The organism is Phyllobacterium sp. NPDC097923 (genome assembly GCF_044760925.1).
GTDB lineage: Bacteria > Pseudomonadota > Alphaproteobacteria > Rhizobiales > Rhizobiaceae > Phyllobacterium > Phyllobacterium calauticae.
The window spans coordinates 550,708-572,031 of the sequence record NZ_JBIWBL010000002.1 but is presented as its reverse complement, the minus strand read 5'-3'; the positions used below and the strand labels follow the sequence as shown (position 1 = coordinate 572,031).

Annotated in this window: 18 protein-coding genes; 4 read left to right on the top strand and 14 right to left on the bottom strand. The window is 60.3% G+C overall.

Annotated features, from left to right (window positions below):
• The first annotated feature begins 1 nt into the window (after window position 1).
• Window positions 2-1,060: an RluA family pseudouridine synthase gene (locus tag ACIQWS_RS15185; RefSeq protein WP_403180663.1), complete on the top strand. Its 1,059-nt coding sequence runs from the start codon at window positions 2-4 to the stop codon at window positions 1,058-1,060.
• A gap of 257 nt (window positions 1,061-1,317) precedes the next feature.
• Window positions 1,318-2,229: an RNA polymerase sigma factor RpoH gene (gene rpoH, locus ACIQWS_RS15180; protein ID WP_223613638.1), complete on the top strand. Its 912-nt coding sequence runs from the start codon at window positions 1,318-1,320 to the stop codon at window positions 2,227-2,229.
• A 76-nt stretch (window positions 2,230-2,305) separates the two neighbouring features.
• On the opposite strand, the gene ACIQWS_RS15175 is transcribed toward rpoH, so the two are convergent.
• Window positions 2,306-2,695, bottom strand: a complete 390-nt coding sequence (locus tag ACIQWS_RS15175) for a VOC family protein (RefSeq protein WP_403180656.1) — start codon at window positions 2,693-2,695, stop codon at window positions 2,306-2,308.
• Between the two features lie 101 nt (window positions 2,696-2,796).
• On the opposite strand from ACIQWS_RS15175, the gene ACIQWS_RS15170 reads away from it, so the two are divergent.
• The gene (locus ACIQWS_RS15170) at window positions 2,797-3,291 is read left to right on the top strand and encodes a GNAT family N-acetyltransferase (RefSeq protein ID WP_403180653.1); all 495 of its coding nucleotides are present in this window, start codon (window positions 2,797-2,799) and stop codon (window positions 3,289-3,291) included.
• A 54-nt stretch (window positions 3,292-3,345) separates the two neighbouring features.
• On the opposite strand, the gene ACIQWS_RS15165 is transcribed toward ACIQWS_RS15170, so the two are convergent.
• On the bottom strand, window positions 3,346-5,037 hold the full coding sequence (locus ACIQWS_RS15165; RefSeq protein ID WP_403180648.1) for a hypothetical protein: 1,692 nt from the start codon (window positions 5,035-5,037) through the stop codon (window positions 3,346-3,348).
• A 54-nt stretch (window positions 5,038-5,091) separates the two neighbouring features.
• A complete protein-coding gene (locus ACIQWS_RS15160) occupies window positions 5,092-6,384 on the bottom strand; it encodes an adenylosuccinate synthase (protein WP_403180645.1) in 1,293 nt (430 codons plus the stop codon).
• A gap of 189 nt (window positions 6,385-6,573) precedes the next feature.
• Between ACIQWS_RS15160 and ACIQWS_RS15155 the strand changes: the two genes are divergently transcribed.
• Complete coding sequence (locus tag ACIQWS_RS15155) at window positions 6,574-7,467, top strand: DMT family transporter (protein WP_346307142.1); 894 nt, start codon at window positions 6,574-6,576, stop codon at window positions 7,465-7,467.
• Here ACIQWS_RS15155 and ACIQWS_RS15150 read toward each other — a convergent pair whose 3' ends face one another.
• The 11 genes from ACIQWS_RS15150 to ACIQWS_RS15100 all read right to left on the bottom strand — a co-directional run bounded on the left by ACIQWS_RS15150 (window position 7,468) and on the right by ACIQWS_RS15100 (window position 21,320).
• Entirely contained in the window at window positions 7,468-7,986 is a 519-nt protein-coding gene (locus tag ACIQWS_RS15150; protein WP_403180640.1) for a GNAT family N-acetyltransferase, read from the bottom strand.
• A gap of 15 nt (window positions 7,987-8,001) precedes the next feature.
• Window positions 8,002-9,597, bottom strand: a complete 1,596-nt coding sequence (gene serA / locus ACIQWS_RS15145) for a phosphoglycerate dehydrogenase (RefSeq protein WP_403180638.1) — start codon at window positions 9,595-9,597, stop codon at window positions 8,002-8,004.
• Window positions 9,598-9,675: 78 nt separating this feature from the next.
• On the bottom strand, window positions 9,676-10,851 hold the full coding sequence (locus ACIQWS_RS15140; RefSeq protein WP_403180635.1) for a phosphoserine transaminase: 1,176 nt from the start codon (window positions 10,849-10,851) through the stop codon (window positions 9,676-9,678).
• Between the two features lie 196 nt (window positions 10,852-11,047).
• A complete protein-coding gene (locus ACIQWS_RS15135) occupies window positions 11,048-11,821 on the bottom strand; it encodes an outer membrane beta-barrel protein (protein WP_346307146.1) in 774 nt (257 codons plus the stop codon).
• A 203-nt stretch (window positions 11,822-12,024) separates the two neighbouring features.
• Window positions 12,025-13,377 (bottom strand): phosphoglucosamine mutase, encoded by a 1,353-nt coding sequence (glmM, locus tag ACIQWS_RS15130; RefSeq protein ID WP_403180631.1) that lies wholly within the window; start codon window positions 13,375-13,377, stop codon window positions 12,025-12,027.
• A 211-nt stretch (window positions 13,378-13,588) separates the two neighbouring features.
• Window positions 13,589-15,523 (bottom strand): ATP-dependent zinc metalloprotease FtsH, encoded by a 1,935-nt coding sequence (gene ftsH, locus ACIQWS_RS15125; protein WP_346307147.1) that lies wholly within the window; start codon window positions 15,521-15,523, stop codon window positions 13,589-13,591.
• Window positions 15,524-15,619: 96 nt separating this feature from the next.
• Window positions 15,620-16,981, bottom strand: a complete 1,362-nt coding sequence (gene tilS / locus ACIQWS_RS15120) for a tRNA lysidine(34) synthetase TilS (protein ID WP_403180626.1) — start codon at window positions 16,979-16,981, stop codon at window positions 15,620-15,622.
• Window positions 16,962-17,942, bottom strand: a complete 981-nt coding sequence (gene ybgF / locus ACIQWS_RS15115; RefSeq protein WP_346307149.1) for a tol-pal system protein YbgF — start codon at window positions 17,940-17,942, stop codon at window positions 16,962-16,964. The genes tilS and ybgF overlap by 20 nt, the downstream gene beginning before the upstream one ends.
• 191 nt (window positions 17,943-18,133) lie before the next feature.
• Complete coding sequence (gene pal / locus ACIQWS_RS15110; RefSeq protein ID WP_223613651.1) at window positions 18,134-18,637, bottom strand: peptidoglycan-associated lipoprotein Pal; 504 nt, start codon at window positions 18,635-18,637, stop codon at window positions 18,134-18,136.
• Between the two features lie 233 nt (window positions 18,638-18,870).
• Window positions 18,871-20,187 carry a Tol-Pal system beta propeller repeat protein TolB gene (gene tolB / locus ACIQWS_RS15105; RefSeq protein WP_223613652.1) on the bottom strand — a complete coding sequence of 439 codons (1,317 nt, stop codon included), beginning with the start codon at window positions 20,185-20,187 and terminating at the stop codon, window positions 18,871-18,873.
• Between the two features lie 29 nt (window positions 20,188-20,216).
• Window positions 20,217-21,320, bottom strand: coding sequence for a cell envelope integrity protein TolA (locus tag ACIQWS_RS15100; RefSeq protein WP_223613653.1), 1,104 nt, complete (start codon window positions 21,318-21,320; stop codon window positions 20,217-20,219).
• Between the last annotated feature and the right edge of the window lie 4 nt (window positions 21,321-21,324).

Below are 21,324 nucleotides of genomic sequence, written 5' to 3'. Positions count from 1 at the left end.
TATGGCATTCTCCGAGGTTTCGAAACCAAGCCTCTGTAACGAAGGGACGCGGTCTTTGAAAGAGCTAATTACCGATAACGAGGCAACGGGCAAGCGACTTGACGCATGGCTCTCGGCGCAGCTGGCACCGGATTTGTCCCGCAACCGCATCCAGGCGCTCATCGGCGACGGGCAGGTCAGCGTCGACGGCAAGGTCGTGCGCGAGACGAAACACAAGCTGCGCGAAGGCATCAGCATCACGGTGGAAATTCCCGAACCGGAAGATGCGACGCCCGCCGGCGAAGACATCGCGCTCGACATTCTCTACGAGGATATCGACCTGATCGTCATCAACAAGCCCGCCGGTCTCGTGGTCCATCCCGGCAACGGCAACTGGACCGGCACGCTGGTCAATGCGCTGATCCACCATTGCGGCGATACGCTGTCCGGTGTCGGCGGCGTCAAACGCCCTGGCATCGTGCACCGTCTCGACAAGGAAACCAGCGGCGTCATGGTCGTGGCCAAGAACGACCTCGCCCACCGCCACCTCAGCGCTCAGTTTGCCGATCACGGCCGCACCGGCGATCTGGAACGCGCCTATCTCGCGCTTGTCTGGGGCACGCCCGACCGCAAGACCGGCACCATCGACGCGCCGCTCGGCCGCTCGCACCGCGACCGCACCAAGCAGGCGGTCGTGCATGAGGAACGCGACGATGCGCGTCATGCGGTCACGCATTTCGACGTGCAGGAGCGCTTCGGCGCCAAAGAGGATTCGACGGCGGTCGCCTCGCTGATCGAATGCCGCCTCGAAACCGGACGGACCCATCAGATCCGCGTGCACATGGCCCATATCGGCCACCCCCTGGTGGGCGACGTGGAATATGGCAGCGCCTACAAGACCAAGGCCAACAAGCTGGCCGAACCGCTGCAGAGCGTGGTCAAGGGCTTTTCACGGCAGGCGCTGCATGCGCAGGTGCTGGCATTCGAACACCCGTCCACCGGCGAGATCATGCGCTTCGAAGCGGATGTGCCGGAGGATATGGCCGAACTGCTGACCGCATTCCGGACAACTCCGCTTTAGGGATCCTGGCAGAAAAAATCGAAAACACTTGCGGAACTTTATTTCATACCGTACGTTATAGAACGCAGACGGAAATCTTGACTCTGTTGTTCACATTTATGTGACAAATTGTTTCGGTTCTTAATGCATCGTGTTTTTGACAAAATGCTACCTATATATGGATAGCACTGGTCCGGTCGTGCCGCGCAATGCGGGCGGCCGGTTGCTGCGAACCCGCCGATAATGGGGGTTCATCTCACAATGAGGAGGGGTGCTCAGTGGCCCAAAATCTTCCAAGTATTGTTGCCGGTGACGGGGGACTGACCCGTTATCTCGAAGAGATTCGCCGTTTTCCCATGCTCGAACCGCAGGAAGAGTACATGCTCGCCAAGCGGTATCTGGAGCATGCCGATCCGAAAGCGGCCCATAGACTCGTGACCAGCCATCTGCGGCTCGTCGCCAAGATTGCCATGGGTTATCGCGGCTATGGCCTGCCGATCGGCGAGGTCATTTCCGAAGGCAATGTCGGTCTGATGCAGGCGGTCAAGCGGTTTGAGCCGGAACGCGGCTTCCGTTTGGCGACCTATGCCATGTGGTGGATCAAGGCCTCGATCCAGGAATATGTCCTGCGCTCGTGGAGCCTGGTCAAGATGGGCACGACAGCCAACCAGAAGCGCCTGTTCTTCAACCTGCGCAAGGTGAAGAGCAAGATTCAGGCGCTGGACGATGGCGACCTCAACCCTGAACAGGTCAAGGAAATCGCCACCCGCCTCAGCGTGTCCGAGGACGAGGTCGTATCGATGAACCGCCGGCTGTCCGGCGATGCATCGCTGAACGCCCCGATCCGCTCTTCCGACGGCGAAGCCGGCGGTGACTGGCAGGACTGGCTGGTCGACGACCACGACAGCGCCGAAGACATGCTGATCGAACAGGACGAACTGGAAAACCGGCGCGAAATGCTCTCCGGCGCGATGTCATCGCTCAATGACCGCGAACGGCGCATTTTCCAGGCCCGCCGCCTGGCCGACGATCCGGTAACGCTCGAGGATCTGTCGACCGAGTTCGGCATCAGCCGCGAGCGCGTACGCCAGATCGAAGTGCGTGCTTTTGAGAAGGTGCAGGATGCGGTGAAAGCAGCAGCCAGCAAACAATTGAAGGCGCTGGTTTCGACCGGTTCCGACGCGCGCTGACAAGCGCACCGCGAATGAGACAAAGGGCCCCGGATATCCGGGGCCTTTTGCATTTTCGGCCGCTGCGCCGCCCGTCTCATCCGGCGTTGTAGCAGACGAAAGCCAGCTTGTTGCCGTCGGGATCGCGCGCATAAGCGCCGTAAAAGCCCGCGCCGTAGTGCGGCCTTGGCCCCGGCGCGCCCTCGTCGCTTCCGCCGTTCTGCATCGCCAGCGCATGGAGCCGGTCGACGATGCCGGCATTGTCGAACAGGAAGGCGGTCATACTGCCATTGCCCACCGTCGCAGCCCCGCCGTCAAAAGGATAGCCGACGAAGAATCGCGGAACAGACTCATCCGCGCGCTTGCCCCATGAAACCGACTGCTCATCGCGCCAGCATTGATCAAGATCCATTGCCGCCATGAGCGGATCATAGAAACGCAGGGATTTTTCCAGGTCATTCGTTCCGATCATCGTGTAGCCGATCATCCCCGTCTCCTCCAAATCCCCCTGCGGACCGATGACAATATTGACAAAGACTTGCGCTAAAACCAGCCTGTAGGCAAACGAGTCACCACAGGCAGCTTTCCATGTTCACCTTAGAACCCGCCACCGTAGAAGATTTCGACCGGCTTCTGCAATTACGCCTTCGTTGCATGCGTGAAAGCCTGGAACGGATCGGGCGGTTCGACGAGTGGCGCGCCTATGACCGCTTTCGCAATTCATACCGCCCGCATTATACAAGGCTCATCATGCGGCCTCAGGGGGAACTGGCCGGATGCGTGGCGATGGGACCGGCAGACGGAGATCTGCTGCTTGAGCATTTCTACATCGCGCCCGAACATCAGGGAAAGGGTCTGGGCAGCGCGGTTCTGCAGCGGCTGCTTAGCGAAGCCGACGCCGCCGGCCTGCCGATCCGCCTGAGCGTGCTCCAGCAAAGCGATGCCGGACGCTTTTATGCCCGCCACGGTTTTACGCAGACGGGCGAGGACGAATGGGATGTCTATTACCGGCGCCCGCCGCAAACAAGCGGGGAACCAGCCCGCGAGATTGGCGGGCAACCCATGGAAAAGCAATTGCGATGAAAAAAGGCTCCGTTTCCACGGAGCCTTTTTCATCGGTCGTTGGGATGCGACGGACTAGCCGCCCGCCTTGGCAGCCCATGCCTTCAGCACGTCGTCAAAGGCCTTCTCGCCCGGCAAGCCTTTTTCCAGCGTCAGCAGCGCACGGCGTCCAGTCTTGTAGGCAATCGGGATATCGATCCACGACTGACGGCGCAGCAAAGCCATGTTGGTATCAACCGCGGTTTTCGCGTCATTCATCGCGATGATGAAGAAGTTGTCGGCAATCTTGGCCGGGATGCCGACGAGCGGGCTGCCGGGAGCCTGTTCGGTATCCTTCAGCGTCATGCGCGACACCGCATCGATGGACCCGCCGGGGAACCCTTCGGGAACCGTGAAGATCATTTCGACGAGATGGCTGGCCGGCAACGTCTTGTCACCGTTGCGGCGGATGACCATGCGCAGCTTGATGCCACGGTCCGGGATAGTCACCTCGGCGCGGATTGCCGGTTCGGGCGGCAGGTCGTTGCCCGGCGATTCCTGCACCACGGACCAGACGACACCGCCCGCATCCGCCGTGCCGGCATCCTGTCCGGAACGCTCCTCATAGAAAAATGCCTTCTGGCCGATCGGCAGCGCCGCTGGCGGGGGCGTTGTCTGTCCGGCTGGAGCTGTCTGCTGTCCCTGCGCTGGCGGCTGTGTTGCAGGCTGCTGATCCGGCGTCGAGGCGGCAACCGATGTGCCTTCGCCCAGCGAAGGCGTGTCGTTGGCCGGGCCCGGATTGATTTCCTGTCCGTCCGGCAACAGCCGCTGCGTCAATTTCGGTTCGGGCTTTGCTTCGCCCGCCGGTGCCGTTGGCGTTGCAGGCTGTGCCGCAGGTTGCGCGGGCTGTTCTGTCTTCGCGGGCGGTGTTGCCGGCTGGTTGCTGGCGGTCTCGGCCGGTTTCGCCGGGGCTTTGTCGCCGCCGCCTGTCAGGCTGGCAAGGTAGGTCTTGACCGATGCGGCCCGCGCAGCGATCTGGTCCTTGTAGGTCCAGCCGGCATAGGCACCGCCGCCAATGAGGATGAGCAGGCCGAGAAGGCTGACCAGGGGAACCAGCGAGCGCTTCTGTTTCGGCTGCTTCAGCGGTCCGCGCGAGTAAACGCCATAGTCCGTGGGCCCGCGATCCTCCGGTTTCAGGTCCGGCTCGTCGTCAAGCTCCTCTTCCGGTCCGCGACCGGATTTCAGCTTGCCGGCCATACCGGAAAAAGATCCGGCAAGGGGACGCTCGTCCGATCGTTCGTAGTGGAACCCGTCCTCCCGGTGCTCGATCGGCTTGGCGCCGCTCGGCGTGTGGGTCGTCAGGAAATCCTCAAGCGCATCGGACTGGGCGATGGGCTTGGTAAAGGATGGCGCGGGCACGACCGGAGGCGTTGCGACGGGTGCCGGCTTTGGCGGCATCGCCACAGCAGGCTCCGGCTTTGCCACAACCGGTGCCGGGGCAACCGGCAGCGGTGGCGGCGGTGGTGGCGGAACAGGAGCCGCAACGGGAACCGGGTCGGGGACATGCGTCAGATCGTCGAGAGCAGGCGCGAAATCCGACTCGACTTCGGTGATCGCATCTTCCAGCGCCTGTTTCTGGCGAACGGCGACAGCTTCCGGCGCATTCAGCGTCGCAAGCTTTTGCTCAATCGTTGCGCGAGCCTTTGCATACACACGTTGACGAAGCTCGGGCTTTGGGTCCGCGAGCCCGTCAATTGTCTTTCTCAATACTGCAACGAAATCAGCCATTCACCCAAACCTATGGTTTTGTTGTGAGATTAACATCGAAACTCGTTTGTGAGTCTAATCATGAAACGGGTCGGTAACAAGTATTGTGTCGTCCCGTTCCGGGCTGGTCGAAAGCAGCGCGATCGGCGCACCGATCAGCTCTTCCAGATAGCGGGCATATTTCACCGCCTGCGCCGGCAGTTCGCTCCAGCTGCGCGCTCCGGCTGTTGTCTCTTTCCAACCTTCCAGCGTCACATAGATCGGCTTGACCCGCGCCTGCGCGCCCTGGCTGGCCGGGAGGTAATCGATAACCTCGCCATCGAGTTCATAGCTGGTGCAGACCTTGATCTCATCGAGACCGTCAAGCACGTCGAGCTTGGTCAGCGCGATACCGCTGATGCCGTTGTTGGCAACGGCCTGGCGCACCAGCACCGCATCGAACCAGCCGCAACGGCGCTTGCGCCCGGTGACGACGCCGAATTCATGGCCGCGTTGTCCGAGGAATTCGCCAACTTCATTCTGCTGTTCGGTCGGGAACGGGCCTTCGCCGACGCGCGTCGTATAGGCCTTGGTGATGCCAAGAACATAATGCAGCGAGCCGGGTCCGATGCCGGAACCGGCGGATGCCTGACCGGCCACGGTGTTCGACGAGGTCACGAACGGATAGGTGCCATGGTCGATATCGAGCAGGGTACCCTGCGCGCCTTCGAACAGGATGCGCTCGCCGGCCCGCTTCTTCTGGTCGAGAACATACCAGACGCGGTCCATGAACGGGATGATGTGTGGCGCCGCTTCAAGCAGCTCGTTCAGCAGCTTTCCGGCATCAACTTCCTCGATGCCGAGACCGCGGCGCAGCGGATTGTGATGGGCAAGCAGCCGTTCGATCTTCGCCGGAAGCGTGTCGGGATCGGCGAGATCAAGCACGTGAATGGCGCGGCGGCCGACCTTGTCTTCATAGGCCGGGCCGATGCCGCGGCCGGTCGTGCCGATCTTGGTGCCGGAATTGGAGGCTTCGCGGCGGCGGTCAAGCTCGCCATGGATCGACAGGATCAGCGTCGTGTTCTCGGCGATCTTCAGCGTTTCGGGGGTAATGACGACACCCTGCGCCTCGAGCTTTTTCTTTTCGGCGATGAATGCATGCGGATCGAAGACAACACCATTGCCGATGATCGAGAGCTTGCCCTTGCGCACCACGCCCGATGGCAACAGCGACAGCTTGTAGGTGACACCATCGACAACCAGCGTATGGCCGGCATTGTGCCCGCCCTGAAAGCGGACAATGATATCGGCCCGTTCGGAAAGCCAATCGACAATCTTGCCCTTGCCCTCGTCACCCCACTGGGAGCCGATCACCACAACATTTGCCATTCAAAACTCCTCGAGTCATAACCTCGTCATGCATTTTTTGCTAAATGCGGTGCTTCTATACAGGCTGGTTCATAAAAGCGCGACAATTCTTTCGGCTGAAGCGTGGCCAATTTGCCATTATTAAACGAATAAACCTATTGTTCTGGCCACACCGCAACACTTCTCCCGCCAAAGTATAAGCAGCCCGCCATGAATCGCACCGCATACATCTTTCTGCTCGTCACCGCCCTCCTGTGGGGCGGCAATGCCGTGGCGGGCAAGCTCGCGGTCGGCCATATCTCGCCGATGCTTTTGACCATGCTGCGCTGGCTTATCGCCTTCGCGGTCGTCGCCGCAATCAGCGGCAGCCAGGTCAGGCGGGACTGGAAAGTGCTGCGCGCCCATCTGCCGCTGCTCGCCGCCCTGGGCGGGTTCGGCTTCACCTTCTTCAATATGGCCCTCTACACCGCCTTGAACTACACCTCGGCCATCAACGTCACCATCGAACAGGCCGGCATGCCGATGGTGATCTTCGTTGCCAACCTGCTGCTGTTCGGCATGGCCGTGCGCCCCGGCCAGATCTTCGGCTTCAGCCTGTCGCTCGTCGGCGTGGCTTTGACCGCCGGGCATGGCAGCTTCCTCAAGCTGGCGGAACTCGAGGTCAACCAGGGCGATGCGCTGATGCTGCTCGCTGTGCTGTTCTACAGCGGCTATACCGTGGCATTGCGGCTTCGCCCGGCCATTCACTGGCAAAGCCTGATGACGGTCATGACGTTCTTTGCCTTTGTCACCGCCATCCCGTTCACGATCTGGGAATGGCTGGATGGCGCGCTGGTCGCACCGGATTTCACCGGCACGATGGTCGTGCTTTACACCGCGCTTTTGCCATCGCTTGCCGCGCAGGTGCTGTTCATCAAGGGGGTCGAATATATCGGTGCCAATCGCGCCGGCCTGTTCATCAATGCGGTACCGATCTTCGGCACGCTGCTGGCCGTGATCCTGCTGGGCGAGGCATTTCACCTCTATCACGCCGTCGCCCTGGTGCTGGTTCTCGGCGGCATCGGCATTGCTGAAATCAGCGGCCGCAAGCACGCCGCCGCCTGATCAGGCAAGCCTGCGCAACATGAAACAGGCATCATCCGAATAGGATTTGAGCTTGGTATCGAGTTCCGGCCGCTGCACCACCGCGAAGCCCTGCTTCTGCCAGAAGCCGGCGGAATTGTTGACCGAGACCAGCGACATGGTTTCGAGCCCCTCGGCACGCGCCTGATCGGCAAGGATCGACACGATGCGCGGCGCCGCACCGCTGCCGCGCGAGGCGGGCAGGAGCGCGATATCGTGCAGATAATAGGTCGTCGGATGATCCGGCAGGCGCTCGAGCAGGCTGTTCAGGGCCGGCGTGGCAAAGAGCTGCCACGGATGCGTGATCGCATAGCCAAAAAGTTCACCGCCCTGCCCCTCAAGGACAAAGCAGCCTTTGCCGTAAAGACGCATGCGTTCCAGATAGATCGCATCATCCTCGAAAAAATCCGTATGGATGACGGCGGCCATGGCGATGACGGAAGCGAGGTCCCCCGCTTCCATCCGGCGCCAGTTCAGTGTGTGCGTTTGGGATGTCGACATACGCCATCCCTACAATCAGCCGATGTCAAATTCCAGCGGTTTGGCCGAAACAATTGCCTTGTTCACGCGCAGTTCTTCCAGAACATGATCCGGAATCCGCTCGTCGAGATAGAGCATGGCGATGGCGTTGCCGCCGGGATTGTCGCGGCCCAGCGAGAAGTTGGCGATGTTGACGCCGTTCTTGCCGCAGATCGTGCCAAGCATGCCGATCATGCCTGGTGTGTCGTTGTTGGTCGTGTAGAGCATGTGCTGGCCAACTTCGGCATCGAGATTGATGCCCTTGATCTGGATGAAGCGCGGCTTGCCGTCGGAAAAACAGGTGCCGGCAATCGAGCGGGTCAATGAAGCGGATTTGACCGTCAGTTTGATATAGCCGTCGAACACACCCGACTTGTCACGACGCACTTCGGAGAGAATAATGCCCCGTTCCTTCACCATGACCGGTGCCGACACCATGTTCACATCCGCCACCTGCGGGCGGATCAGGCCGGCCAGGGCCGCACTGACCAGCGCCCGGGTGTTCATCGCGGCGGTGGAACCGTCGAACAGCACTTCCACTTCCTGGATCGGCTCATCGGTAACCTGCCCGACAAAGGCGCCCAGCACTTCCGCCAGCTTGACGAACGGCTTCAGGCGCGGCGCTTCCTCCGCCGTGATCGATGGCATGTTGATCGCGTTGGAAACCGCACCCTTGATCAGGTAGTCCGCCATCTGCTCGGCAACCTGCAGCGCGACATTCTCCTGCGCTTCGCTTGTCGACGCGCCAAGATGCGGCGTGCAGACGACGTTCGGCAGGTTGAACAGCTCGTTCTCCGTCGCAGGTTCCACCTCGAACACATCGATGCCGGCACCGGCAACCTTGCCCGCCTTCAGGGCCGCGACCAGATCCTTCTCGACGATCAGGCCGCCGCGGGCGCAATTGACGATGCGCACGCCATCCTTCATCTTGGCGATGGTATCCGCGTTGATGATGCCGCGGGTCTTGTCGGTCATCGGTGTGTGCAGGCTGATGAAATCGGCCCGCGTCAGCAGTTCGTCAAGCTCGACCTTTTCGACGCCCAGCTCTTCGGCCCGGCCTTCCGACAGGAACGGATCGAAAGCGATGACGTGCATCTTGAGGCCGACGCCGCGCGTGGCGACAATCGAACCGATATTGCCGCAACCGATGATACCCAGCGTCTTGCCGGTGATCTCGACGCCCATGAAGCGGTTCTTTTCCCACTTGCCGGCACGGGTGGAAGCGTCGGCTTCCGGCAGTTCGCGGGCAACCGCGAACATCAGCGCGATGGCATGTTCGGCCGTGGTGATGGAATTGCCGAAAGGCGTGTTCATCACGATGATACCCCGGCGGGACGCGGCGGGAATATCGACATTATCGACGCCGATACCGGCGCGGCCGATGACCTTCAGGTTGGGGGCGGCGGCAATCAGCTTTTCCGTGACCTTGGTGGCCGAACGGATGGCAAGACCGTCATACTGGCCGATCACTTCGGCCAGCTTTTCCTTGTCCTTGCCGAGATCCGGCAGGTAATCGACCTCTACGCCACGATCCTTGAAGATCTGAACGGCGGTCGGGGAGAGTTTATCGGATACGAGTACGCGCGGTGCCATCATGGCCTCCATCGTTGAATCGGTGAAATTTTGAATGGGGGTGACCGCATCTGCTGCGGTCACGTCAAGCCGGTGAAATCAGGCAGCCTGTTTCAGCGCGGCCTTTTGCGACTGGAATGCCCAGTCAAGCCACAGCGTCAGCGCTTCGAGATCGGCCGTTTCGACCGTCGCACCTGCCCAGATGCGCAGCCCCGATGGAGCGTCGCGGTAGGCGCCGATATCATAGGCAACGCCTTCCTTCTCCAGAACCGCAACCAGGTTCTTGGCGAAATTGGCCTGGGCATCCTTGTCGAGCGCCGTGATCTCGGGATCGACGATGGTCAGGCACACGGAGGTGTTGGACCGGGTCGCCGGGACCTTTGCCAGATTGGCAATCCATGGCGTGCGTTCGACAAAGGCATCGAGTGCGGCAAAGTTGCGGTCGGCGCGGCCGACAAGTCCATCCAGACCGCCGAGCGATTTTGCCCAGTTCAACGCATCGATGTAATCTTCGACGCACAGCATCGACGGCGTGTTGATCGTCTCGCCGGAGAAAATACCTTCGATCAGCTTGCCGCCGGAGGTCAGGCGGAAAATCTTCGGCAGCGGCCAGGCGGGCTTGTAGCTTTCCAGCCGTTCGACAGCGCGCGGGCTGAGGATCAGCATGCCGTGCGCACCCTCGCCGCCGAGCACTTTCTGCCAGGAGAAGGTGACGACATCGAGCTTGTCGAAATCAAGACGCTGCGCAAACGCCGCCGAGGTGGCGTCGCAGATGGTCAGGCCCTTGCGGTCCGCCGGAATGAAATCGCCATTGGGCACCCGCACGCCCGAGGTCGTGCCGTTCCAGGTGAAGACGACATCGCGGTCAAAATCGACTGTTGAAAGGTCTGGCAGTTCACCATAACCGGCCTCGATGGTCCGGGCATCGCCAAGCTTCAGCTGCTTGACCACGTCGGTGATCCAGCCCGCGCCAAAGCTTTCCCAGGCAACCATGTCGACGCCGCGCGCGCCGAGCAGCGACCACAGGGCCATCTCGACAGCGCCGGTATCGGACGCCGGAACAATGCCGATGCGGTAATCGGCGGGGACTTGCAGGATATCGCGGGTAAGATCGATCGCCTGTTTCAGCTTCGTCTTGCCGACCTTGGCGCGATGCGAGCGGCCAAGCGGTGCGTCGGAAAGCGCTTGAAGCGACCATCCGGGACGTTTTGCACAGGGACCTGATGAAAAATTCGGGTTAGCCGGGCGCTGCGCCGGCTTTACAAGCGTCGTCATGTTTTCTCCTATCCTCACAGATAGCACGCCTCTCGTTGGGGAGAGGTGGCCCACTCCGGGAACTAGGAGAAATGTCGTTCACAGTCAAGAAATATGTTTGCGTGCGACATTAAATCTGCGAGGACCGGCAGACTGCAACACAAACGAAAACGGCAGGAGCAATGCTCCTGCCGCTCGAAAAACCAAGTCGTTTCAATCAGAAAGCGTAGCGTACGCCGACCTTGAAATCATGCGACGTGATGTCCTTGAATTTGAACGGCTCAGGATTGGCGCGTGTGAAACGATCAACATAATTATGCGCATTGGCGGTCTGGCCATCGCCAAGATTGACATAGCTGTACCCGACATCGATGGTCATGCGGTCCGTTGCCTTGATGCCGACACCGGCATGCAGCGCCCATGCGAAGTTCCACTGGGAGGCACTGTCGGCATAACCGCCGCCGCCATTGAGAATGTTGTCATCGGTGAAGTTGGAGATCGTGTTGCGCGACGCACCAATACCACCACCGACATAGGGGGTTATGCCGCTGAATGTGCCGAGATCCGCATAGGCGTTGGCCAGGAACAGCCATTCGGATTTCTTCGCATGATATTGGTTGGTTCCATACTGTCCCAGCGCGGGGTTGGAATAGAAATCAAGGGCGCTGAATTCGGTTTTGCCGCGATACTGGCCGGTTACGTCAGCACGAAGCCAATCGTTGAACTGATAACCGACACCAATCTGGCCGGTGATCCCGGCATCGAACGAACCGTCCTCCAGAAAGCCGTGCTGCGCTGCGTCGCCGAAGCCGACATAGTCCAGATTGCCGAGGCGCTGGTTACTCATGCCGATATCGCCGCGCAGATACCATCCGCCGAACTGCTGCACTTCGACCACCGGCACTTCCACCGGATCCGCAGCGTAAGCCGGGATTGCCCCCAGGCATAGCAGAGCTGCACTTGCTGCAGCATATTTATTGAAAATGCCCATTTCATATCCCTCGTCAGGCCCAAAAATCGAAACGCAGCGAATGCTACTAAGGTTCTAGAAGGGAATATGGGGGGAAAAAGTTAAATCCCGCTTAACCGTGTTTGTTCACCATGATCATTAACGTTAACAAACCCAATACCGCCGGGCAGATGTGAAAATGGGCCCGCAAAGGGGCCCATCCAGCGCGTTGCGGCTGGCGACAATCAGGCTGCCGATTTGACCGACGAGATCACCGAAATGATATCATTGACGACGGTATCGACCAGCTGGCTGTCGTCCCCTTCCGCCATGACACGGATCAAGGGCTCCGTTCCCGACGGACGGATGACCAGACGGCCGGATGTCCCAAGACGGTCGCGGGCATCATCGATCGCCGTCTTGACCTTCTTGTCCTCGAGCGGCTTGCCGCCCGCCGTGCGGATGTTCTTGAGCACCTGGGGCACCGGTTCGAACTTGCGGCAGACCTCGCTGACGGGTTTCCCCTCCTCCTGAACCACGGCCAGAATCTGCAGGGCAGAAACAAGTCCGTCGCCGGTCGTCGAGAAATCAGAAATGACGATATGGCCGGACTGTTCGCCACCGATGTTGAAGCCATGATTGCGCATATGCTCGACCACGTAGCGGTCGCCGACATTGGTGCGGGCCAGGGTCAGGCCGCGATCGCCGAGAAAGCGTTCAAAGCCAAGGTTGGACATGACCGTTGCGACAACACCGCCGCCGACAAGCCGGTCCGATTCCTGCCAGGACTGCGCGATCACCGCCATCAGCTGATCACCATCGATGATCGAGCCCTTCTCGTCGACGATGAGCACACGGTCCGCATCGCCATCCAGCGCAATGCCGATATCCGCCCGCACCTCGTGCACCTTCTTGATCAGGCTCAACGGATGCGTCGAGCCGCAATCCTCGTTGATGTTGGTGCCGTTCGGCTTGTCATTGATCGTCACGACATCGGCGCCAAGCTCCCACAGGGCAGCGGGCGCAACCTTGTAGGCCGCACCGTTGGCGCAATCCACGACGACCCTCAAACCGGCGAGCGAGATGTTCTTCGGCATCGTCCGCTTGGCGAACTCGATATAACGATAGATATCGCCATCGACGCGCTTGGCCCGTCCGAGGGCTTCAAAACTCGACAACCGCCCCGACAGGTCCTCGTCCATCAGCCGTTCGATCTCAAGCTCGATCTCGTCGGAGAGCTTGAAGCCATCCGGGCCGAAAAGCTTGATACCGTTGTCATGGTAGGGATTATGCGAGGCGGATATCATCACGCCGATATCGGCACGCAGCGAGCGGCACAGCATGGCCACGGCGGGCGTCGGTATCGGTCCGAGCAGAAAGACATCCATGCCTGTTGAGGTAAAGCCGGCGACCAGCGCGTTCTCGATCATGTAGCCGGAAAGACGGGTGTCCTTGCCGATCACCACCCTGTTGCGGTGATTGCCGCGCTTGAAGGCGAGGCCGACAGCCATGCCGACCTTCATCGCGATATCCGGTGTCATGGGGTAGGCATTTGCCTGTCCGCGAATACCGTCGGTGCCGAAATATTTTCGAGCCATAATGTCTATCCAAACTGTGCGGCCAACTCTTATCCGGCGGCGCCGGTGTTCAGCCTGTTGTGCTTGTGCCTGATCTTCACGCTTATTGCAGAAGACCTTTCCTTGCGCATTTCACAAATTATGTGGCGATTATACTATCATTCAATCCGTGAACAATCCGTGCAAAAACGGCCGGTGAACACCGGCCGTTGCTTGTTGGCGTGTGCCGCAATCAGGATTGCGGCTGAGGTTCGAGCCCCTTGTCAGGCTCATCGCCCTTGCGCGGCTTCTTGGCCGAACCGGCTTTCGGAACGGCCGAACCGCGCGACGGCGGCGTATCATCGCCAAGATCGCGGGCTGGCTTGTTGCCTGCCATGAGGGCCTTGATCTCTTCGCCGGTCAGCGTCTCGTATTCGAGCAGACCTTCGGCAATGGCGATCCATTCCTTCTTCTTCTTCGTCAGAATGACGCGCGCCTGCGTATAGGCATCATCGATCAGCTTGCGCACTTCCGCATCGATCAACTGCGCCGTCTCCTCGGATACATTCTGCGTCCGGGCAACGGAGTGGCCGAGGAACACTTCTTCTTGGTTTTCGCCATAGGCAACCTGACCGAGCTTATCGGAGAAGCCCCAGCGGGTCACCATCGCCCGGGCAAGCTTGGTGGCCTGCTCGATATCCGACGATGCGCCGGAGGTGATGTTCTCCTTGCCGAATTTCAGTTCTTCGGCAATACGGCCGCCCATCATGATCGCCAGACGCGAGATCATCCACTTGTAGCTCATGGAATAGCGGTCGGCTTCCGGCAGCTGCATGACCATGCCAAGTGCACGGCCGCGCGGAATGATCGTCGCCTTGTGCAGGGGATCGGCCATCGCCACGTTCAGCGCCACGATGGCGTGACCGGCTTCATGATAGGCCGTCAGTTCCTTTTCCGCCTGGGTCATGGCTGTCGAGCGGCGCTCGGCACCCATCATGATCTTGTCCTTGGCATCTTCGAATTCGAGCATGGTGACGAGGCGCTTGTTGCGGCGCGCTGCCATCAGGGCGGCTTCGTTGACAAGGTTCATCAGATCGGCACCGGAGAAGCCGGGTGTGCCGCGGGCCAGAATCTTCAGATCGACATTGGGTGCCAGCGGAACATTGCGGGCATGAACCTTCAGGATCTTTTCGCGGCCGGTAACGTCCGGATTGGGCACGACGACCTGACGGTCGAAACGGCCCGGACGCAGCAAGGCTGGATCGAGAACATCGGGACGGTTGGTCGCGGCAATCAGGATGACGCCTTCATTGGCCTCGAAACCATCCATCTCGACCAGCAGCTGGTTCAGCGTCTGCTCGCGTTCGTCATTGCCACCGCCCAGACCGGCGCCGCGATGACGGCCGACCGCATCGATTTCGTCGATGAAGATGATGCAGGGCGCATTCTTCTTCGCCTGTTCGAACATGTCACGCACACGCGATGCACCGACGCCGACGAACATTTCAACGAAGTCGGAACCGGAGATGGTGAAGAACGGCACATTGGCTTCACCGGCGATGGCGCGCGCCAGAAGCGTCTTGCCGGTACCGGGAGGGCCCACGAGCAGCACGCCGCGCGGAATGCGCCCGCCAAGCCGCTGGAATTTCTGCGCGTCGCGCAGGAATTCGACGATTTCTTCCAGGTCTTCCTTGGCTTCGTCAACGCCGGCCACGTCCTGGAACGTCACGCGCCCATGCGCCTCGGTGAGAAGCTTGGCTTTGGACTTGCCAAAACCCATGGCGCCACGCGAGCCGCCCTGCATCTGGCGCATGAAGAAAATCCACACGCCGACGATCAGGATCATCGGCAGCCAGTTGATCAGCATGCCGACAAACGATGTCGAGCCATCGGTCTCGGGCCGGGCGGCGATCTGGACATTCTTGCTCTCGAGGCGGCCGACGAGGCCGGCATCTCCAGGCGAATAGGTCTGGAACGTTGCGTTGTTGTCGGCATAGGTGCCCGTGATGCGGTTGCCGGCGATCGTCACCGTTTTCACGCGGCCATTATTCACGTCCGTTATGAACGTCGAATAGGGCACATCACTGGATGCCGAACGCTGGGAAGGGCTTTGAAAAAGGTTGAACAACGCGATCAGAAGCAAAGCGATAATCGCCCACAGTGCGAAGTTCCGGTAGTTAGGATTCATTATCGGGTCCCATCAATCACAACCGCAAGGACGCGGAATTTACACGTAACATAGGTTCGAAGCGTGGCCTTGCCAAGGCTGGCAATCAAACTGAGATCAATTCTTATCAATCTGGTTTACAGAAAATCGCTTGTAATCCTGCAAACCAAACAATTTTGCCACGCTGGCGGCAAGGTTTTCATCATAGCCTGAAAGGATATGATCGAACAGGGCGACGTGTCGTGTCACCTCGACCCCCGCAGGCACATTCCCGTGATGCGGTCCGGCCGGGACGGCAACAATCCGGCCCTCGACCACAAGGGCCGGGCTGGATGAGATCGAAGCGCGGTGCACATTCCCGCAGCCGCCCTCCTGCAAAAACACCACCCCGTCATCGCCCGCCGCCCTGATCCGCAGCGCGATCGGCGCGCCATTCGACACGCGGTAGCGCCCATCCCAGACCATGGCGCAACCTGGTGCGATGACGGCATCGGGAATCGAACGCATTTCGCGGTATATGGTTACGCCCGTCTTAACCCGCTGGATTATGCAGCGGCCAAGACTCATGCGGCGGGGGCCATCCGCGCCGGTGAGATGGCGGACGGCCTTGCCGCATTCCTGCACGGACGGCAGAAACGACAGGCCGCCCATAGCGGCCAATAGAACCCCCATGGCGAGGCGCTGGGCAGCATCGCCATACTGATCGAAACCTGCTGTGTTCACCTCGGCCCTGACGCCGTCCGTCACCGTGACATGACCCAGCAGGAGCGTCGCCGCCTCGCCGTTGACGGCAAGCCGCTGCGCGCCTTTGCGCGCAACGCGCGCTGGAATGTCGCCGCTGCCCTGTTCCTGCAGCGCCGTCCTGACCTGCACCCGTTCGGACTGCGGGTTCGCATTGGACGGATCGTCGCGCCAGACTATCCCGCGCGCGCGCAGATAGCCGCGCAAGTCTTCGCGCCTGATCCCGAGCAGCGGCCTGACCAGCCATGTCTCCCGCTCGAGCAGGGTGAACCGCGCCATGCCGGCAAGGCCGCGTTCGCCGCCGCGCGCCGCGCGCATCATGAACGTCTCGTTCTGATCGTCCAGCGTATGGCCGGTCAGGATCACATCGGTTTCCGCTTCGCCGGCGGCGTCGCGAAGCAGCCGGTAGCGGGCCTCGCGCGCCTTGGCGGACAGCCCGGTGGCGGGCTTGGCTTCGGCCCAGTTGACAATATGGTGGTCGAGACCCGCCGCCTTGCACAGGTCGGCGACATACAGGGCTTCCTCCGCTGATTCCGCCCGCAGCCCATGATCGACGGTGATGGCAACGATACGGGGAAAGGCGACCCGGCTTCTGCGCAGATCATCAAGCAGGAAAAGCAGAGCGAGAGAATCGCTGCCGCCGGAAACGGCAACGACGACCGCCGTCAGACGGTTGAAATCGAGTCCAGCGAAAATCTCTTCCGGATCGAGGCGATGGTCAGCATTTGTTGGCGGCACGTTCATTCTTCACGCGCTCTTTGAGCGCGACCGAGAGGCTGGGATAGCGTGAGCTCACCGTTGCAAAGGTGGCGCAGGCGACATCGTGGTCCTTCATCTTCGCCAGCGTCATGCCAAGCTTGAGCAGGTTTTCCGGGCTTTTCTTGGAGTCGGGAAACTGCTTGTGGTTGTCGATGAAGACCGATGCCGCTTCCTGGTAGCGCTCCTGGCCATACAGCGATTCGCCGAGCCAGTAGCGCGCATCGGGATCGGAGGGATCTTTCGGGAACCGCTCGATATGGCTGCGGAAGGCAGCTTCGGCATTGCGATAATCGCCGGACAGGAACAATTGATAGGCCTGCCGGTACAGCGCATTGGGATCATCCGTCTGCGGCAGCGACGCAAGACTGGGATTGGCTGCCGGAGCGGTGTCGTTCCTTGTTTCACCGATTACGTTGCCATTGGCATCGAACTCAATCTGTCCAAGCGCGCGCGGCGGTTCGCCGACCTGCGGAGACTGCGGAGCATTGGGCTGAGGGTCAATAGCAGCGGAATCGGTGCTGTCGGATGGGGATGTCCGCGACGGAGCCGCGGGGTAAGCGGAGGCATCTGGCGATGCCTCCCCTGTTGTCCGAGAAGGCGCGGCACCGGCAACCGTACGGTCGCCCTTGCCGCCGGCATCGGTTTTCTTACCGCCGCCCTTCTTTTCCAGTTCCTGGAAACGGAACTCATTGTCTTCCTGAACCTTGCGCATCTGCTCCTGCATTTGCAGCAACTGGAAATTAAGGTCTTCGATCTTGCCTGTCAGCTGCCTGATCTGCTCTTCCAGCTGGCTGACACGCGGATCGCCTGCCTGAGCCATAAGGATCGGCGCATCGCTTTTCCCGACATTTGCCTTCGGCGCAGCGGGAAAAAAGCTGCCATCAAGGTTCGAGGCATGGCTGGCGCCGGTTGCCAGAAAAGGCAGAACCGCCACAGCCATAACCAATCTTTTCAGTCGTTTGTTCATTCCTTTACCGCCCCTGATATGGGAATTTAACCACCGCAACGATTTACGGCGAACCTATCTAACACGAGCAACGCGACTTCGGCCAAATTTTGTTGTGATCGCGGGTGAGACAAAAAAAGCGGCCCGAAGGCCGCTTTTCTGCAGTTACATCAGAGATGTATGGCTTAGCTGCCAGCACCGCCGAGAACGGTAACGGCACGGCGATTCTGCGACCAGCAGGAGTCGGCATCGCACACGGCAACCGGACGTTCATTACCATAGGAGATGGTCTTGATGCGGGCAGCCGGCAGGCCGCGCGACGCGAGGAAGTTGCGGGCCGCAGCCGCACGGCGCTGGCCGAGAGCCAGATTGTATTCGCGTGTGCCGCGTTCGTCCGCATGACCTTCAACGGTGATGGTGTAGTTGGGGTAGCGCTGCAGCCACTGAGCCTGCTTGGAGAGGGTCTGTTGGGCATCCGCACGGATGACGGAGGAGTCGACATCAAAGAAAATGCGATCGCCAACATTGACCGTGAAGTCCTGGGTCGAACCCGGGCGGGCACTACCGGCACCGTTCAGGCCAAGATCACCGGCGCTGTTGATAGGTTTCTTCGCACAGCCCGCAATAGCGAGGGCCATGAAAAGGGCGACGACAACTGGACTGCGGGCGATCATTTCGAAGCGGCGCATAGCCTGGACTCCTTAAGAATTGAATTGTTTCGGTGAACAAGCAGTAACCATATCGAGGTTAAGGCCAGTTCAAGAAACAGGGTTAATCCACTCTTAACACCAGGATTAACAGCGAAATCAGTGAATGTCCTGCATCCTTAATGCAAACAATGCGGCGGAAAAACGACATTCGCGGCAATGTTGAGATAACATCGCCGCGAATGGTCTTAAATCATCGATGGATCAGGATGCGATCACTCGAGAAGCGGTGACCATGCCGGATCGGATGCCAGATTCGGTGTCTGGATCTGGCGCAGGTTGCGGCCCGTGAGATCGATCGTGAACAGATGCGGGCTGTTCGATCCGGGAGGGAAGCGGTAGAACATCAGGACGCGGCCGTTCGGAGCCCAGGTCGGGCCTTCATCGTGATAGCCGCTGGTCAGGATGCGCTCCCCCGAGCCGTCCGTCTTCATCACGCCGATGGAGAACTGCCCGCCCGACTGCTTGGTGAAGGCGATCAGATCGCCGCGCGGCGACCAGACCGGCGTGGAGTAGGAACCGTCGCCGAACGAGATGCGCTGCGGGTTCGAACCATCCGCGCCCATCTTGTAGATTTGTGGCCGGCCGCCACGGTCGGATCCGAACACAACCTGCGAACTATCGGGCGAATAGGATGCACCGGTATCGATGGCGCTCGTGCTGGTCAGGCGGGTCGTCGTGCGGCTGCGCACATCCATCGCATAGATATTGGCGCTGCCATCATCCTGCAGAAGGCTCATGGCCACTTTCTGCCCGTCGGAGGAGAAGCGCGGCGCAATCGTCATGCCGGGGAAGTTGCCGACGAGTTCACGCTGTCCGGTTTCCAGCTGCAGGAGATAAACCTGCGGCTTGGCGCCTTCGAACGACATATAGGTGATTTCCTGGCGGCTCGGCGAAAAGCGCGGTGTCAGCACCAGGTCCTTGCCATTGGTCAGATAGCGCACATTGGCACCGTCCTGATCCATGATGGCCAGACGCTTGACGCGCTTTTCCCGGGTGCCGGATTCATCGACAAACACGACGCGCGTGTCGAAGTAGCCCTTTTCACCCGTCAGCTTCTGGTAGATGGCATCGGCAATGATGTGGGCGACGCGGCGCCAGCTGTCGGGCGAGGTGAAGAACTGCTGCCCGTCAAGCTGCTGGCCGGCGAAGGTATCCCAGAGGCGGAACTCCGCCTTGAGCCTGCCATCCGGCTGCTTGGTGACGCGGCCGGTGACAAGCGCCTGCGCGTTGATCACTTTCCAGTCCTCGAAACGCGGTGCGGCATCGGGATTGGAGATCTTCTCGATGAACGCGCCCTTGTCGATCGGGGCAAAAAGGCCGGACCGTTCCAGATCGGCTGCAATGACGCCCGTAATATTGGCACCAAGCTGATCGCCGGAAAGGAAATCCGTGATGGCGATGGGCATCGGCTCGACAACACCCTTGGTGATATCGAGTTTGAGCTCAGCCCGTGCTGGCAGTATCGCGATTGCCAATGTCGCAACAAGCGTCACGAAGATTGGGAAAATAGTCCGGGTAATTTTCAGCATAAGTTCAGGGCCCTCTTTTGGCTGGCCTATTAGTCATCTACAGCGGGATGGAACGTCAGTTCGACAACGTCCCAGCCACCTGCATATTTGTCCTGCGGCAGATTGTACGGAGCGGTGCGCATCACCGCCCGCAGCGCACTGCTCTTTGCCGCACTCAGCACCGCAGCGTCACCGCCGCTGCCGGTGACGGTCGGCGTGCCGTCAATTTCGCCGGTCTTGGTGAGGCGGAACTTGACCACCACGACCATGTCCGGGAAGTCAGGCGCGCCGACCGGCTTGATCCAGTTCTTCGAGATAAGTCCGCGCAGCGCGTCCATCTCGTTCTGGCTGAGCTTGGCGCCGCCTGTCGATTTGGTGGCGCCGAGCGATGCCTGCTCAGTCGAACGCTTGGCACCGCCGCCGGAAGGCTTCTCGTGATTGAGCAATTCGGCAACCTGATCGGCAATCCCGCTCTTGTCTTTGGACGGTGTCGGCGCGGTCTTGGTGGGCTTCGGCGTTTCCTTGGTTTCCTTGCGCTCCGGCGTCGTTGCGGTCTGCGCCTGGGCAGGCTTGGGCTTGTCCTCAGGCTTCGCAACATTCTGCGGCAGCTTGAAGGCTTCCTCGGCCGGCTTTTCCGCCTGCGGCGTTGGCTCGACCTTCGGCGCATCCGGTGTCGGTGCCGGCTTGGAATCATTGATCGCCGCCGTGATCGGGTCCGGCGTGACGTCCTGCTTCGGCTTTGCCTCCGGCGCTATTTCCGTCGCCGGGACCGGAACCGGTTTGGTTTCCGGCTTCACTTCAGGCTTCGGATCCGGCTTGGCAACAGGCACGTCCGATTGCTTCGGGGCTTCGGCAGACTCCACGACCTTTGGCTTGGTCGAAGGGATCGGCTTGGTCTCGACATCTGTTTCAGCGTCGCCGATGATCTGCGCATCCGGTTTGGTCTGCGGCTTTTCCGTCGGCTTCGGCGTTGCCTTTTCGGCCTTCGGCGCCTTTACGTCACCCTTCTGCAACTGGCTTGTATCGGAGATGATTTCGATCGGCAGCGATTCGGAATTGGCCAAATCCATCGGTTTTGGCGCAGAAAAGGTCAACAGCCCCCAGCCGAGGATAACGGCGTGGATAATGGCGGAGGATGCAACACTCGTCTTCATGACT